The organism is Pantoea sp. sgz302252 (assembly GCF_042610525.1).
Lineage (GTDB): Bacteria > Pseudomonadota > Gammaproteobacteria > Enterobacterales > Enterobacteriaceae > Erwinia.
Genome location: NZ_JBHDVM010000007.1, coordinates 140,239 through 155,922, shown reverse-complemented (window position 1 = coordinate 155,922; position 15,684 = coordinate 140,239). Strand labels below are relative to the sequence as shown.

Annotated in this window: 14 protein-coding genes; 3 read left to right on the top strand and 11 right to left on the bottom strand. The window is 56.0% G+C overall.

Going from position 1 to position 15,684, the window contains the following annotated elements:
• Nucleotides 1-213: 213 nt before the first annotated feature.
• The 3 genes from ACETPC_RS14690 to ACETPC_RS14680 all read right to left on the bottom strand — a co-directional run bounded on the left by ACETPC_RS14690 (nucleotide 214) and on the right by ACETPC_RS14680 (nucleotide 3,362).
• The gene (locus ACETPC_RS14690; protein ID WP_380182482.1) at nucleotides 214-681 is read right to left on the bottom strand and encodes a DUF6392 family protein; all 468 of its coding nucleotides are present in this window, start codon (nucleotides 679-681) and stop codon (nucleotides 214-216) included.
• Nucleotides 678-2,339, bottom strand: a complete 1,662-nt coding sequence (locus ACETPC_RS14685; RefSeq protein ID WP_380182481.1) for an S-type pyocin domain-containing protein — start codon at nucleotides 2,337-2,339, stop codon at nucleotides 678-680. The genes ACETPC_RS14690 and ACETPC_RS14685 overlap by 4 nt, the downstream gene beginning before the upstream one ends.
• 312 nt (nucleotides 2,340-2,651) lie before the next feature.
• Nucleotides 2,652-3,362: a DUF3053 domain-containing protein gene (locus ACETPC_RS14680; protein ID WP_380182479.1), complete on the bottom strand. Its 711-nt coding sequence runs from the start codon at nucleotides 3,360-3,362 to the stop codon at nucleotides 2,652-2,654.
• A 401-nt stretch (nucleotides 3,363-3,763) separates the two neighbouring features.
• Here ACETPC_RS14680 and ACETPC_RS14675 point away from each other — a divergent pair, with 401 nt between their 5' ends.
• Nucleotides 3,764-5,707, top strand: a complete 1,944-nt coding sequence (locus ACETPC_RS14675; protein ID WP_380182477.1) for a hypothetical protein — start codon at nucleotides 3,764-3,766, stop codon at nucleotides 5,705-5,707.
• Nucleotides 5,708-5,776: 69 nt separating this feature from the next.
• On the opposite strand, the gene ACETPC_RS14670 is transcribed toward ACETPC_RS14675, so the two are convergent.
• From ACETPC_RS14670 to ACETPC_RS14635, 8 genes are all read right to left on the bottom strand, one after another.
• The gene (locus tag ACETPC_RS14670; protein ID WP_380182475.1) at nucleotides 5,777-7,378 is read right to left on the bottom strand and encodes a gamma-glutamyltransferase family protein; all 1,602 of its coding nucleotides are present in this window, start codon (nucleotides 7,376-7,378) and stop codon (nucleotides 5,777-5,779) included.
• Between the two features lie 15 nt (nucleotides 7,379-7,393).
• Entirely contained in the window at nucleotides 7,394-8,269 is an 876-nt protein-coding gene (locus ACETPC_RS14665) for an ABC transporter permease (RefSeq protein ID WP_380182473.1), read from the bottom strand.
• A 2-nt stretch (nucleotides 8,270-8,271) separates the two neighbouring features.
• Complete coding sequence (locus tag ACETPC_RS14660; protein WP_380182471.1) at nucleotides 8,272-9,213, bottom strand: ABC transporter permease; 942 nt, start codon at nucleotides 9,211-9,213, stop codon at nucleotides 8,272-8,274.
• A gap of 15 nt (nucleotides 9,214-9,228) precedes the next feature.
• Nucleotides 9,229-10,743, bottom strand: a complete 1,515-nt coding sequence (locus tag ACETPC_RS14655) for an ABC transporter substrate-binding protein (protein WP_380182469.1) — start codon at nucleotides 10,741-10,743, stop codon at nucleotides 9,229-9,231.
• Nucleotides 10,740-11,831 carry an ABC transporter ATP-binding protein gene (locus ACETPC_RS14650; protein ID WP_380182467.1) on the bottom strand — a complete coding sequence of 364 codons (1,092 nt, stop codon included), beginning with the start codon at nucleotides 11,829-11,831 and terminating at the stop codon, nucleotides 10,740-10,742. The genes ACETPC_RS14655 and ACETPC_RS14650 overlap by 4 nt, the downstream gene beginning before the upstream one ends.
• Nucleotides 11,828-12,826 (bottom strand): ABC transporter ATP-binding protein, encoded by a 999-nt coding sequence (locus tag ACETPC_RS14645; RefSeq protein WP_380182465.1) that lies wholly within the window; start codon nucleotides 12,824-12,826, stop codon nucleotides 11,828-11,830. Before ACETPC_RS14645 ends, ACETPC_RS14650 begins: the two co-directional genes overlap by 4 nt.
• Nucleotides 12,823-13,533: a FadR/GntR family transcriptional regulator gene (locus ACETPC_RS14640; protein WP_380182463.1), complete on the bottom strand. Its 711-nt coding sequence runs from the start codon at nucleotides 13,531-13,533 to the stop codon at nucleotides 12,823-12,825. Before ACETPC_RS14640 ends, ACETPC_RS14645 begins: the two co-directional genes overlap by 4 nt.
• 249 nt (nucleotides 13,534-13,782) lie before the next feature.
• On the bottom strand, nucleotides 13,783-14,025 hold the full coding sequence (locus ACETPC_RS14635) for a hypothetical protein (RefSeq protein WP_380182461.1): 243 nt from the start codon (nucleotides 14,023-14,025) through the stop codon (nucleotides 13,783-13,785).
• 132 nt (nucleotides 14,026-14,157) lie between these two features.
• Between ACETPC_RS14635 and ACETPC_RS14630 the strand changes: the two genes are divergently transcribed.
• Together ACETPC_RS14630 and ACETPC_RS14625 are read left to right on the top strand one after the other, a co-directional pair.
• The gene (locus tag ACETPC_RS14630) at nucleotides 14,158-14,451 is read left to right on the top strand and encodes an HTH-type transcriptional regulator (RefSeq protein ID WP_380182459.1); all 294 of its coding nucleotides are present in this window, start codon (nucleotides 14,158-14,160) and stop codon (nucleotides 14,449-14,451) included.
• Between the two features lie 154 nt (nucleotides 14,452-14,605).
• Nucleotides 14,606-15,649, top strand: a complete 1,044-nt coding sequence (locus ACETPC_RS14625; protein ID WP_380182458.1) for an NAD(P)-dependent alcohol dehydrogenase — start codon at nucleotides 14,606-14,608, stop codon at nucleotides 15,647-15,649.
• Nucleotides 15,650-15,684 lie beyond the last annotated feature (35 nt).

Sequence of the window (15,684 nt, the reverse complement as noted above, 5' to 3'; positions counted from 1 at the left end):
TTGTTTAGTGATAACGATCACACAAAGAGCGAAAAAACGCCGGATTTTTTTGGAAAAATCACACTGTTACGCAGCGATATGTGATTGATATCACGATTTGTTTTGCCTGTTTTCTTTCTGATACGTGATAAAGATCACAATTTATTTTTGTTCGGCAGGCAGAAGGGAGGCAAGGGATGCTGGAAACGGCCCCGACAGGAGCCGTTATCGCTGTTACCAGCGGAGTTCTGAGGTCGGCAGGAACGTTACTGCTGCTACCATTTCAGCCATGTCATAGCGTATTTGCATCGTGACAGGGATATGAAAATCTACAATGGTGAAGCGTTCAACCCAACCAATTTCCTGTTTCATTATAACTCTTGGGGGAATACTGTTTTCCGGCTCACCAAAATTTTCATGTACATAATGGCGTGACATACTTTTTTGTAGCGGCGTAGGCAATTCGTTTGGAAACGTCCAATTTTTTACCTTTTCATATTGAATCCGTAGCGTCATCTCCTGGAATATTTGCCCTTCACGTTTAAATGACAAATGAATCCCTTCTTTTGCCATTTCCAGGCTCAAATCAGGATCGCCAGATGACGCGGACGGTTTAGTCTTATATGGCAATAATCCAGCATCAAAAATCTCTTTGTAGCTTTTGCCCAGACTTCCCAGTAATTCCTCAACATTTACAGTCATTTGTATAATCCTTGTCCGGTGTTCAATTGATGCATCTCAGACCTGGCCGCTTCAAGTTGCTCTTCGCTAACTCCGTGTTCTTTCAGCATTGATTTGATTGCATCAAAGTTTCGATCTAATGCGTCTCTTAGATTTAAAGCGTCTTGGGTGATTTGCCCCAAATTATTGCGGCCGCCATAAGTCTCACTGATTTTTCGATGCACATCTTTTGGGATGATAATGGCAGCCACTCTGTTTGCCATGGCATCAACTAAATCGCGATCAAGACCCGGAGACTGTTGTTGTAAGTACAATTTGACTGCAGCCTTTGATGGCATGTGGTCAGCTTCGTATTTACCCTGTCGGGATCGGCCATTGAAGTCGATATACAACTTAACTTCCAGCAGTTCCACCGGAGGCTTGCTGAGGTAGATATAGACAGGTGGATAGACGTTGCCCGGGAATACCAGAATGTAATCCCGGAAATCCTTTTCCTCTGGCGGTGGCGTAGTGGTGATGGTCACGCTCTGAATATCGGGATGCTCAAGGCCCGGTATCGTGACGGTTCCAGCCTGTGGACTGTTATTTCCGGTGTGCCAGCCCGCCTGTGAACCCGGTGTATTCGCTGGCGTCCAGGTGATTAACGGCCTGTCGCTTCGCTCATCGCCCCAGAATTCATAGCTGCCATCGATCTGCTTCTCCAGCATTCTGACACGCACCCGATCGCGTCCGCTGGCCGAACTGGTGTGATAGCCGACCGCTTTCAGCTTCCCCATTTCTTCATCGGTGATCCAGTTATAGCGGACGCGGGAAGGCACGGTGCTCTTGCTGTAAGCCGCTTCCAGCAGGTTTTGCGGCGTTAACAGGTCGCTCTGCTCGCCTTTTAGATTCGACTGAATGATGGCACCCATGACCACGAACGGCAGATTCATCGCCAGTCGCCCGCTCCAGACCTCGGGGCCGGAGAGGCGTTTCATGGTGTAAGTTAATGCCGTAGCTGCGTCCTGACTGGCTTTAGCGGTTGCGCCTCCGGCAGAGGCAGCCATCCCGGCCTCGGCGGTTCCTGCCATGACAGGCGGCGCGGGAAGAGGCATTGCTTTCGCCTCACCAAAGAAAAAGCCTGTAGCTTTATCGAAGAGTGATTTCTTTGGCGGCTGAGGCGGTGGTGATTTCTTCTTCGCGGCCTGAGCATGCTGTTCAGGCTCCGGGGTGGGTTGTGACTGATAAAAGCTTATTTCGCCGATATTTTCCTGAGGCTCATCTGCCGTTCCGGCGTCAGTATTGCCAGCCCCACGCAGCACAGACTTTGCGAATACAGGAGTGGCGGCTACAGCGGTGGCGGCAGCCATTTTGGTAATGGGCCATTCCGCTGCGCGCTTGCGGTGCTCCGCAAAAGGATCGTCTGGGCTGTCTTCTACCCAAAGTGTCGTACTGCCCAACACCTGATTGTTGCTGCAGTTACACAGCACCCGGTCGCCAGTGGCAACACAGGGTTTATTTTCTGCAAAGTAATATGCAGTACCATTGATCTGAAATGGCCCCTTGCAGGTTTCTTTCGGGCACCATGCCATATCGCCATGCAGGGCGATATTCCGGCCTTCGATAATCGTCGAAGAAGCGGAAATCACCTCCCCGCCGCTAGTGGTCTTGTCTCCCAGTCTTACCAGCGCTCTGGCCATAATCCCTCATGAACCCTATTGATAATCCAGTCATACTACTCAAATGATGGCTGAAGCTAAATCAATTTGGATGAAAAATGATCGACTTAAGAGTAAGGGAAGTATCGAAGTGGTTGCCTGTAAGGCAATATTACGAGCCTGTGGGAGCTTAGTGCAGAAAGGCGGAGAGAGGGACAGGGCTTCTTGCTGCTTCCTGGGGAAAAGAATGGAGAGGGCAGAATTGTGAGTCTGTCCGCTAAGCTAAAGCCCCGGCCTTTGGCCAGGGCTTTGTGAACAATCTGAAGCGGAGCGTGCCTCTGAAATACAAAAAAATTACTGGCCGCGCAGCGCGCTTTGCGCCTGGCCAAGCGCATGGGCATTAGCGGAGATATTGCTCATCAGCGTATTGTACTGCGTCGCCTGCTGCTGGGTCGGGAACTGCACGGTCTGGCCGTTAAAGGTAACCTGAGATCCCTGCTGCTGCAGGAAATCACCCGTTTGCACAGCGTCCTGGCTCAGCTTCTGTAGAGCCGGCAACAGCGGCAGCAACGAGGTGGCTGGCTGCGTAACAGCTTTGCTATAAAAGTTGTCATAGACCGTTTTCAGTTCCGCTGGCTGTTTCAAACCCGCTTTACTGCTGTCGGCCTGGTTTTTTGCCGTCTCAATTTGTTGCGTCAGCGTATCCAGCGAACCGCTGGCCTGGCGCAGAGCGTCACGGCGCGTTAAATAATCCTGCGGTGTACGAATAGCAGAAAGCTCATCGACCACCGGCTTCAGGCCGTTATCCACGGCATTATTAAGCTGTTGGGAAAATCCATAAACGATAGCGTAGTCGCCGGCATAATTGCCGAAACGCTGCTTTTGATCTTCGCTCAGCGCGGGCAAATGTGAGCCGCTGCGCATCGCCGTATTTTGCAGAAAATCGGTAAAGGCTTTGCGCTGATCCGCTTCTTTATCGCCACAGCCTGCTAGCTGAAATACCAGCAGCAGCGCCATAAAAGGCGTCAGCAGACGCGTCCAGCTGCGAATGGTTCCTGTCGTCATCGGAAGTAACTCCTGTAATAAAAAGGCTTACAAGCAAAGAGCGACTTGTGTCGCTCCTGAAGAATAGTTCGTTCGATGAGAATACGGCAAACTGTTGCTTAAACGTGAATAAATTTTATCAGGCTGTGCCAAATAACTAAGGCCTCTTTCAATTGTGCGAAACTTTTAAAAAGCGCATAACGCCTGCCTGCTGAAAACGATGACCGCAGGGATATGACATATTTATGAAGCGCCTCACAAAACCATAAGTTTATCTTCTGATGATGAAACCCGAAACGTGCTGTTTTCACTCAGCGCTATCGTTGTGCGATGAGAAGCGGCGGTACTCATTTCACAAGGTTATAGCGGGCTGGCGCGTGGCGTCGGCTTATTCGCAGCAAATAATCTATGGAGTGAGAAACATGGTCAATCACGTAGGTGGTCACGGGCATCCTGTTGCCCCTAACCATAACCAAAACAGTATGGAACTTCAGCAGCGTAACGCGCATGCGGCAAACGCCACGTCGAACGTGGGCAGTGCTGATGAGACCCGGCAAGAAGAGATTAGCCGTATCGCGCATCTGCTGGAGAATCATTTTCCGGGCGGCACGGAAATCCGCAACCATCTGTACCAGAAAGCGACGGTGCTGCATGATGAAATGGGGCACGATGTCGATGACGTCAAAGCGACGATTGCCAAAGCCGAAACGCTCGATAAGATCACCTCATTGCTTGAAGGCGGTGCCAATGCGCTTGGCTACGCGCTTTCCGGCGTACCGGGAGATCTAATCGGCAAGGGCATCGCACAGCATTTGGGCCTGCAGCCAGGTACGCCGATGCATGATTTTGCTACGGGTATGGCTGGCGGCGTTACTGCAGTAGGAATGAAAGCCGTGCTGGAAAAAGTTCTGGCCAACAGCCTGAAAGACACTAAATGGCTGCAGGCCGATGGCGAAAAGCTTGAACCTTTTATGCAGGATGTGATGAAAAAGCGGGACGGCGCATTACACAGGATTGGCCAGGCGGGTATGGGCGGGCTGGGCTTTGATGCCCGTAACGTTATCACCGGCGGGCTTGCTGCTGGCACCCAGACGCTTAAAGAGAACGACCCGCTTAATCCTCCTGTGGGTATTCTTGCCGGCGCGGCAAAACCTGGTTACATCGCCAATCAGTCTGTGGGTACGGTGCTGACCGTGGCGGCAGGCTCCATGAGTAGCGTCGTGCAGAATAAATACAATAAACTTCACGGCCCTGAATTCCTGTTTGGCCGCACCGACTGGAAAGAGCGCTATAGCGCACTGGCGGATACTTCCGTTTCTGGTCAGCTGGTTAGCGGAGCGAAAAACAGGGTGACCACCGTGGCGAAAGATGCGGCAACCCTACAGAAATGGGGAGCTGGCCTTGCCAACCTGATCACCATCAATCAGCTGGCTGAAATGGTGGCGCTGGGTGCCGGGCTTGGCGGCACCAATATTGCGAAGAGCGCCGCGCGCGACGGCGTTATGCAAGCCGCTATCGGCAATACGCCCACCAGCCCGCAGGATTTATTGACCAATCCAGCGTTTCGCGCTTTACGGGAAGGGGCTGCCCAGGCGGCTAATCTTCCCACCGCCGCTCTGGCCTATTTTGGGCAGGGGCTGGCAGGCGTAGGATCCACGGCCGCGAAAGCCCCCATGAAAAACGCCGCCAGCTTTGCATTGAATGCCGCCACGAACGCCTATAGCAACGTGCGGCAGGCGCATGCGAATAACGCCAGCGCAGCCGGTTCGGGCGCTACAAGCGCGGACAGTGACAGCCATCTCTCAATGATAACCGGGCAAGATGTTCCGCTGCCGTCGAGTCGGGCTTCCTCAATAGCTACCGGTCAGGATGTGCCGCTGCCGTCGAGCCGGGCTTCATCAACGATAACCGGGCAGGATGTGCCGCTGCCGTCGAGCCGGGCTTCATCAACGATAACCGGGCAGGATGTGCCGCTGCCGTCAAGCCGGGCTTCGTCAATAGCTACCGGTCAGGATGTGCCACTGCCGTCGAGCCGGGCTTCATCAATGATAACCGGGCAGGATGTTCCGCTGCCGTCGAGTCGGGCTTCGTCAATAGCTACCGGTCAGGATGTGCCACTGCCGTCGAGCCGGGCTTCATCAATGATAACCGGGCAGGATGTTCCGCTGCCGTCGAGTCGGGCTTCGTCAATAGCTACCGGGCAGGATGTGCCGCTGCCGTCGAGCCGCGAAAGCTCCATCGCCAGCGCATCGCGTCCGGCAAGCAGCCATAGCGCTATGCAGACCGGCTCTCAGAATGAGCTGCTGGCGCAGCAGTTGGCTGACCGCATCGGCAAAATGGCACCGCCGTCTGATAAAGCGGTGTAACTCCGGCATAAAAGTCCGCACCGGATAAAGATTCGGTGCGGCTAATCCAGACTTGCGCAATTGTCAGGATCAGAAAACCAGCGCCTGGCCATCCTTGCGGCTTTCCGTCGCAGCAATCCAGAAGCCTTGCGGATCGCGTACGATAGCCTGTGCGCCGCCGAAGCTATAAGTTTGCAGCGGATCTTCCACCACAATTTTATGGCCCATCGCCCGTAATGCGGCGATCGTGTTGCGATCGAAGGCGGGTTCTACTATTACTTCGCGGCCTTCGACGACCCGCCAGCGCGGCGCATCAATAGCCGCCTGAGGATTTTGCTTGTGCAGCATAATGCGCAGTGCCATCTGCAAATGCCCCTGTGCCTGCATCGGGCCACCCATCACGCCAAAAGACATCAGCGGCTGGCCTTCGCCGTCCAGTGCGAAAGCCGGAATAATAGTGTGAAAGGCGCGCTTGTTCGCCGCGACCACGTTTGGATGCGTTTCTTCCAGCACAAAGCCTGCGCCGCGATTTTGCAAGCTGATGCCCGTATCAGGTACTACAACGCCGGAACCGAAGCCCATATAGTTGGACTGAATAAAGGACACCATCATGCCGTTGGCGTCGGCGGTAGAGAGATAAACCGTACCGCTCTGCTGTGGCGCACCAAAGGTAAAATCACCGGCTTTATCAGGATCGATCAGGGCGGCGCGTTGCTTCAGGTAATCGTCACTTAGCAGTAGCTCCGCCGGAAATTCCATATGATCTTCGTCGGCGATATAGCGTTCCAGATCCACCAGCGCCAGCTTCATCGCCTCAATAGAAAGATGTAGCCACTGCGCGGAGTCCGGATCAAAGCGGCCGATATCCCACTGCTCCAGAATACCCAACGCCATCAGCGTAGCGATGCCCTGGCCGTTGGGCGGCAGTTCCTGCACCGAACCGCCAGCAAAGGGACGTGAGAGCAAAGTAACCCAGTCGGCGCGATGGTTTTTCAGATCTTCCAGCGTCAGCGCCGCGCCATGCTCTTTGGCGAAAGCGGCGATTTTTTCCGCCAGCTCGCCGTGGTAGAAAGCCTCGCCGTTGGTGGCGGCGATCTTCTCCAGCGTGTCGGCCTGACAGGGATTGCGAAACAGCTCGCCTGCACGCGGCGGACGGCCTTCAGGCGCAAAACAGGCGCAAAAGCCGGGCTGATCGCGTAGTTTTTGGTAGCCACGCTCCCATAAATGGCCGATCAGCGGCGAAACCGGGAAGCCGTTACGCGCATAGTCGATGGCGGGCTGCGCCAGCGTGGTCAGCGGCAGCGTGCCGAAGCGTTCAGCCAGCTCGACCCAGGCGGAAACCGCGCCCGGCACGGTTACGGAATCCCAGCCGATTTCTGGCATAGCCTGAAGATGCGCGAAAGTCTCACGCGACCAGGCTGCGGGCGCGCGGCCCGAGGCGTTCAGTGCATGCAGCTCTTTGCCGTCCCAAACGATGGCGAAAGCATCGCTGCCGATACCGTTGCCGGTTGGCTCGAGCACGGTCAGCGCGATAGCGGTGGCGATCGCCGCATCTACCGCATTGCCGCCCAGCTGTAACATTTTAACTCCGGCCTGGGCTGCCAGCGGCTGCGAGGCGGCCACGGCATTACGGCCCATCATCGGCACGCGGTAAGAAGGATAGCTCACGTTAAAATCACTGATTTCGCTCATTGCGGTTCCTTAAAATTAATCATTGCGCGGATCGAGCGCGTCGCGCAGTCCGTCGCCCAGCAAATTAAAGCCCTGCACAATCAGGAAAATAGCAAGGCCGGGAAAAACCGACATCCAGGGCGCCTGCTCCAGGAAGCCTTTGGCGGTGTTGAGCATCGCGCCCCAGGAGGGATTAGGCGGCTGCTGGCCCAGCCCCAAAAACGAGAGGCTCGCTTCGGTAATAATGGCTGAAGCGATGGCAAGCGTGGCCTGCACCAGAATCGGTGAAAGGACGTTAGGCAACACGTAACGCAGCACAATCCAGCGATCCGGCAGGCCGATAGCGCGCGCGCCGTCGATATACTCTTCGTTACGGATGGCGATAACCTGGCCGCGCGTCAGACGGGCGAAAATTGGCATGGCGGAAAGGCCGATAGCGATCATCGCATTGCCCAGGCTCGGGCCGAGAAAAGCGCCCAGCGCAATCGCCAGGATCAAAAACGGGCAGGCCAGCAGCGCCTCGATAAAGCGTGAAATCACGCCGTCCCAGATCCCCTGCCAGTAACCGGCAATCAGCCCCAGCGGCACGCCGATTAGCATGGCGATGGCGACCGAAATGCATCCCGCCAGCAATGAGGTACGCGCTCCCCAGATCATCCGCGACAGGATGTCACGTCCCAGCTCGTCGGTTCCAAGCCAATGAAGCGCGGAAGGCGCTTTGCGCACCGCCAAAAAATCCGCCTTGATTGGATCGAACGGTGCCAGCCAGGGCGCCAGCAACGCGACGGCGACAAATAACGCGACGATGGCCGCGCCGATCATCGCGCTTTTATTGCCGGTAAACTTCTTGAGCACCCGATTAACGGGTTTTTGCAGCCGCTCTGCGCTGGCTGCCGTCAAAACTTCACTCATGGTCAGCCTCGCATTTTCGGGTTAATCAGCACATAGAGCACGTCGGCCAGCAGGTTCAGCAGCAGAAAGCCGATGGCGACTACCAGCACCACGCCCTGCACCACGGCATAGTCACGGTTAAATACCGCATCGACGATCATCTTGCCGAAGCCGGGTAGGGTGAAAACCTGTTCGGTCAGCACCGCGCCGCCCAGCAGCTCGCCGAACAGCAGCGTAGTCAGGGTAATCACCGGCACCAGCGCGTTACGGAAAGCATGCTTCAGGATTACTTTTTTCGGCAGCAGGCCTTTGGCTTTTGCGGTGCGGATATAGTCGGCCTTCAGCACCGCGATCATTGAGGCGCGCGTATGGCGCATCAGCGTGGCGGCCAGGCCAGTACCAAGCACCAGCGCGGGCAGCAGCAGCGTTTTAAGATTCTGCGCCAGCCCTTCGCTCAGGCTGATGTAGCCGGAAGCGGGCAGCCATTGCAGATGCACGGAGAAGAGCAGGATCAGCAAAATGCCCAGCCAGAAATGCGGCACCGAAATACCAGAGAGCGCCACAAAATTGGTGGCGTGATCGACCCAGCTGTTTTTACGCACCGCCGCCGCAATGCCCATGCTGACGCCAACCAGCAGCGCTACTATCATCGCCAGCAGCGACAGTTCCAGCGTAACCGGCAATTTACTGGCGATAAGCTTAGTAACCGGCTCCTGGGTGCGCAGCGAGGTGCCGAGATCGCCCTGCACCGCATCGCCCAGCCAGTGAAAGTACTGGACGGGCAGCGGGTCGTTAAGGTGATAGTGCTCTCTGAGCTGGGCTATCACCGCCGGATCGCGCTCTTCGCCCGCCATCGCCAGCACAGGATCGCCCGGCAGCAGCTTTTGCAGCGAAAAAACCATGATGCTGACCAGCAACAGCGTTGGTATCGCCAACAATAAACGTTTAAAAATCAGTTCCGGCATAGTCGTTTCCGCCTCTTACTGCACCATTTTCACATTGGCCAGGCGCACCAGTCCGTCCGGCCAGGCCTTAAAGCCCTGTAGCTTTTTGTTCATGCCAAAAATGCGTGGTTCAAAATAGAGGTAAGCGATCGGCATATCAGTTTGCAGCTGCTGTACCACCTTTTCATAAAGCGCCTTGCGTGCGGCCTGGTCATTGGTGCGGCGAGCTTCCGTTAGCCACTGGTCGACCTGCGGATTGCTGTAGCGGCCATCATTCAGCGCGCCTTTGCTGTTGATAAATGAAAAGATGCTGCCATCGGGATCGGGGCGGCCTGACCAGCCGGAGAGGCTAAGCTGGTAATCGCCGCGCTGCTGGCGATCCAGTAAGGTAGCGAACTCGCTCATTTGCAGATTAACGTTGAATCCGGCCTCGCTAACCATCGCCTGAATTACCTGGCCGACCTGCTGCGAAGTTGGGTTATTGGTTACCAGCAGCGTGACGTTAACCGGCGTTTTCACCCCAGCGGCGGCCAGTAGCGCTTTAGCTTTTTCCACATCGCGCGCGGGTATCGGCAGTTTGACGTGGTAAGGGCTGACGGGCGAGAAAGGTTGATTAGCTGGCGTGTACTGGCCTTCAAAGGCAACCTGGTTCAGCGCGTCGCGATCGATAGCCAGCGAGAAAGCCTCACGCACACGGGCATCTTTAACGAAAGGATTATCGGGCGCGACCTTGCCATTGGCGATATTAAAGGTGATGCCCTGATAGCCAAGGCCGGTCGCTTTAACCAGGCTCAGACGGCTATCGGCCTGCACGGTTTTCACATCGCTGGCGGCGATCCCTTCCGTGAGGTCCAGATCGCCGGAGCGCAGGTTCGCCAGGCGCACTGAAGCATCGGGGATCGGCAGAAAAACGACTTTATCAAAATGATAAGCGGACTTGTTCCAGTAGTTTTCAAAGCGTTTCAGCACGATGCGATCCTGCTGCACGCGGCTTTCAAACTGGTAAGGCCCGGAACAAACCGGATGCGTGGCGAAATCGGGCTTCGCGGCGGCTTTCGGCGCCAGCATCGCGCCCGCGCGGTCGGTTAGCTGGCTGAGCAGCGCGGCATCAGCGTTTTTCAGATGGAAGATAACCTGTGAAGGCGAAGCCACCTCGACCGATTCAATCGAAGAAATCTCGCTCTTGCGCAGCGAACCCGGCAGCGTCAGCGCGCGATCGATATTGAATTTTACCGCCGCGGCGTCAAATTTTTCGCCGTCCTGAAAGGTCACGCCCTGGCGCAGATTCATGGTCAGCGTTTTGCCGTCGTCGCTCCATTGCCAGTCAGTCGCCAGGCCGGGCACCACCTGGAGTTTTTCGTCAACATCTACCAGGCGGTCGCACATAGCGGCAAAGACAAAGCGGCCATAATAGGTGCGGGCGAGGTGCGGATCGAGCATATCGGGATCGGCGCCCAGGCCAATGCGCAGCGTGCTTTCCGCCTGCGCTTGCAGGCTGCTTATCAGCATCAGGCCGCCGAAGGCGGTAAATAATTTGTGGCGTAGCTTCATGGCGTCACTTCTCCAGAGAGGGATGAAAAGCGGCTTGCCACCGCTTGATCGAACAGCGCGCGACGGCGCAAAAAAATTTTCGAAGGCGGCGTTACGGCAATCACGCTGCGGTCGCGGTTAATCTCCTGCCAGCGGTGACAGGCCACCTGGCGGCCACCGGCAAGCACCTGCTGAATGGGTTCCAGCAATCGGCATTCGTCGCTGACGTATGGGCAGCGCGTGTGGAAGCGGCAGCCGGAAGGCGGCGCGGCTGGATTGGGCAGATCGCCCTGCAAAACGGGAATCTGTCGGGCGACGCCGGGCCGTAAACGCGGCGCGGAGGCGATCAGCGCCTGGGTATAGGGATGCAGCGGCGCGTCAAAGATTTCATCTACCGTAGCCAGCTCGACGATTTGCCCCAGATACATTACCGCCACGCGGTCGCTCATATGACGGATCACGCCCAGGCCGTGCGCCACTACGATCAGCGTCAGGCCAAACTGTTGCTTCAGGCTTTCCAGCAGGTTCACTACCTGTGCCTGCACCGAGACATCCAGCGCGGAAACCGGCTCGTCGCCCAGCAGCAGCTTTGGGCCAGAAGCCAGCGCTCGGGCGATACCGATACGCTGGCGCTGACCGCCAGAAAATTCGTGTGGATAGCGGCGCGCCCAGGCGGCGGGCAGACCCACGGTTTGCAGCAGATCGATGACTTTTTGCTGACGATCGCTCCCAGAAAGCGGCTCATGCAGCCACAGAGGCTCGCCAACGATACGCTCTACGGTCATACGTGGATTCAGCGAGGCGAACGGGTCCTGGAAAATAATTTGCAGCTCGCGGCGTAGCTGGTTCAGGCGTGCGCCGCTGGCTTTGGTAATCTCTTCGCCCTGATAGAAAACCTCGCCCTGAGTCGGCTTAAGTAACCGCAACAGCAGGCGGCCCAGCGTCGATTTGCCGGAGCCGGACTCGCCGACGATAGCCAGAGTTTCGCCCGGCATAACCTTTAGCGAGATGCGATCAACAGCGGTTACTTGCGTGTTGCGTTTAAACAGGCGCGTTGGCCCGGCGAAGCGTTTGCTCAGATCGGTGCATTCAAGAATGGGCTGACTCATGCGTATTCTCCGGAGGCAATATGCTCTTCCAGCGGCGCGCGGAAGCAGGCGACCTGGTGATGCAGGCCGATATTTTTTAGCGCGGGCTTGTGCTGGTGGCAGCGCAGCTGGGCGAAAGGGCAACGTGTAGCGAATCGGCAGCCTGGCGGCATCTGTTCAGGCAGCGGCACGGCACCGGGAATGGTGGCCAGCGTTTGCACGCGCGCGTCGGGATTGGGAATCGACCCCATCAGGCCAATAGTGTAAGGATGCTGCGGATCGTTGAAGATCTCCGCCACGTCGCCGGTTTCCACTACCTGACCGGCGTACATTACCGCCACGCGCTGCGCCACTTCCGCCACCACGCCCAAATCATGCGTGATCATCAGTATCGCCGTGCCGGTTTCTTCTTTTAGGTCATTCAGCAATGCCAGGATCTGCGCCTGGATAGTGACGTCCAGCGCGGTCGTCGGCTCATCGGCAATCAGTAGCTTTGGCCGGTTGATCAGCGCCATCGCAATCATTACGCGCTGCCGCATGCCGCCGGAAAGCTGATGCGGATAAGCCTTCAGGCGCATTTCCGCCGCCGGGATCTGCACCTTTTCCAGAATCGCCAGCGCGGTCGTCATCGCCTCGCGTTTGCCGACATGATGATGGCGTATTACGGCTTCGCTTAGCTGATCGCCCAGGGTAAAAGAAGGGTTTAGCGAAGTCATTGGTTCCTGAAAAATCATCGCCAGCTGGTTGCCGCGCAGATCGGCATAATCGCGCGGGTTTAAGGCGTGCAGATCCCGATCAAGAAAAGTCATCGCGCCCTGACGAATCTCCGCGCTGTCGGGCAGCAGGCCCATCAGCGCCAGCGAGGTAATGCTTTTGCCGCAGCCGGACTCGCCGACCAGCGCCAGCGTCTCGCCTGTCTGCACCTGTAGCGAAATATTATCCAGCACGCTGACCGGCGATCCCTTAAACCTGACGTTAAGCTGGCGTACATCCAGCACCGGAGTAGTGGTGTTCATAGCTGCTCCTCTTCACCGCAGTTAATGGCTTCAATTAGCGTCTGCTGTAGTACCAGTAAGTGTTCGCGCATCGCCGTGGCCGCTTCCTGCGGCTGTCGGCTGGCGATATATTCCACCAGCCGCCGATGGTGATCGTCATAGCTGTGCAGACGATCGGCGGTGCGCGCCAGCTCGCGCAAATGCTGCCAGCCCGGTTCGCGACGCACGGCGTCCACCGCGTCGAACAGGCCCAGCATCAGACGATTACCAGCGGCCTCGGCGATGGCGCGATGAAAGGCGCTATCCCATAGCTCATGCTGGTCGCCGTCTTTCAACGCGATCAGCTGCATCCGCTCCAGCAACCTTTTCATCAGCGCAATCTGTTCGCCGCTGGCGCGCAGTGCGGCTAAGCGGGCCAGCCCTGGTTCAAGCTGGATCCTCGCTTCCATAACCTCCAGCAGATTCGAGCGCTGTGGCAGATCGTGTAGCATCAGCGGCTGCACCGGCGCGGCAGGCCCAACAAAGGTGCCTTTGCCCTGCTTGCGCCAGATGCGGCCCTCTTCTTCCAGTACGTTCAGCGCCCGACGGATTTCCCGGCGGCCTACGGCAAAGCGCTCTGCAAGCTCACGCTCGCCCGGCAGCGGCTGCTGTGCGGCCTGTTGCTGAATCAGCTGGCGCAACTGGTCCAGTGCGGTATGGGAACTGACGGACTGCGGCGTATCACTCATAATTGGTTCGCTTCTGCATATCTCGCTAAATGCGCCAGTACGTGACGACCATCGGTCTTCTGTAGCGCATACCTGTAAAGACAACAGGCAAAAAGCGAACCAATTTTGAAATGGTTCGGAAGAGAGCTGATGAGATATGTCTAATGATATGAATGGTAAGGAGAAAATATTTATGGCGCGCAGTGTGGAAAAAAGTAGCACGGCTTAGAGAGCAGCAAGATATTGATAACGCACTATTTCAGCGCACCACTATAAAGCGCCGAAGAAAGAACCTGCGATCGACGTAAAAAGTCCAGTTTGTTTGCCGTTTTCACAATGGCGAATTTTTACCGTTTTTACCGCTTTTCGAAACATCCATTTTGTTGTAATCGCTACCACCTCAGACCGCGTCTGCCGCGGCCTGAGGTCTGTATTAGCCCTGTAAAATTTCCTCGCAGGCAGGTTTAAAAAATAGTCAAAAAATGGAGCGCAAAAATTTGCGTTTGCGCCCATACTAAAAATCCTGGCGTTTTCCTGCGCTGTCTCGTTGAGCTCCTCAGGCTGTTGTCCGCCAGCATTCGGGATCCGGGCCTCGGATCCTCCCTCTGGTTGTTCACATTTCGTGATTTTTATGAGGAGTGCTCTATGGAAGTTAAAGACCCAATGGGTGAGTTGTTGTCCAGTCTTGAGCACATCGTGCTTACGCGTGAAGTTATCCAGGCCGCTCCCGCATTAAAGGGCGAAGTTTCGATGCCCGAACCAAAACGCATTCGGGAAATTACCGGCATGGAAGTAGACGAGTTTGCCCTGGCGATGGGCGTGAGTGTTTCTTCGGTTAAAAGTTGGGAAGCGAAGCGCAGCAAACCTTCCCGCAGCGCGCAGAAGCTGATGCTGTTGATCCAATCAAATCCTTGTCTCAGCCGTGAGCTGCTGGGATAGTAGATAAAAGCTGGATGCATAAAAAATGATAGCCGAGAAAACCCGCCGCCTGGCGGGTTTTATGTTTTCGGGCATCTCCTTTTACAATTCCGGCTTGCCGTCAACTTCACATTTCTTTACCCTACGCCGCTTTGCCTGAACAGGGGACAAGCACATGCAGGTTAAAGGTCTGGCAGCCATGTCTGCCAATACTTCTCTCGAAACCTTCGAATTTCAGCGCCGCGAGCCTCAGGCTGGCGATGTGCATATCGATATCCACTACTGCGGCGTTTGCCATTCTGATTTGCATATGGCGCGTAACGAGTGGGGCGTCAGCGAGTTTCCGCTGGTACCTGGCCATGAAATCGTCGGCCGCGTTATCAGCGTTGGTAACGACGTTACCGCTTTTAAAGCAGGCGATCTGGTGGGCGTCGGCGTCATGGTCGATTCCTGCGGCCACTGCTCGCAGTGCAGCCAGGGCGAAGAGCAATATTGCGAAGCGGGCTTTACCGCCACCTATAACGGTGAAGAGAAAGTTATTGGCGGCAAAACCTTTGGCGGCTATTCCGACAGTATCGTCGTGGACAGTAAGTTCGTGGTTAAGGTGCCAGAGAATCTGGAACTGAGCGCAGTGGCGCCGCTGCTGTGCGCTGGCGTCACCACCTGGTCGCCGCTGAAGCACTGGAATATTAAGCCTGGCCAGCGCGTCGGCGTAATCGGCCTGGGCGGCCTGGGCCATATGGCGGTAAAATTGGCGAGCGCGCTGGGCGCGGAAGTGGTGCTGTTTACCACTTCGCCAGCCAAAGGCGAGGATGCGCTGCGCCTGGGCGCCAGTAAAGTGGTGGTTTCTAAAGATGCAGAACAGATGGCGGCGGAAGCTAACAGCCTCGATTTTATTCTTGACTGCGTGGCGGCACCGCACGACCTCGATCCTTACCTGAATACGCTGAAAACCAACGGCCATCTGGTGCTGGTAGGCATTCCGGACGCGCCGCATAAGTCACCGAACGTGACGCCGATAGTCTTCAAGCGCCTGAGCATTTCCGGTACCTCAATTGGCAGCATTCAGGAAACGCAGCAGATGCTGGATTTCTGCGGTGAGCATAATATTGTTTCCGATGTGGAAGTTATCCGTCCGGATGAAGTGGAAACGGCGTTTGAGCGCATGCTGAAAGGCGACGTGAAGTATCGCTTTGTGATCGATATGAAGGCGAACTAAGTCTCTTTTATTGCCAGGGAGGGCAAAATTGAATG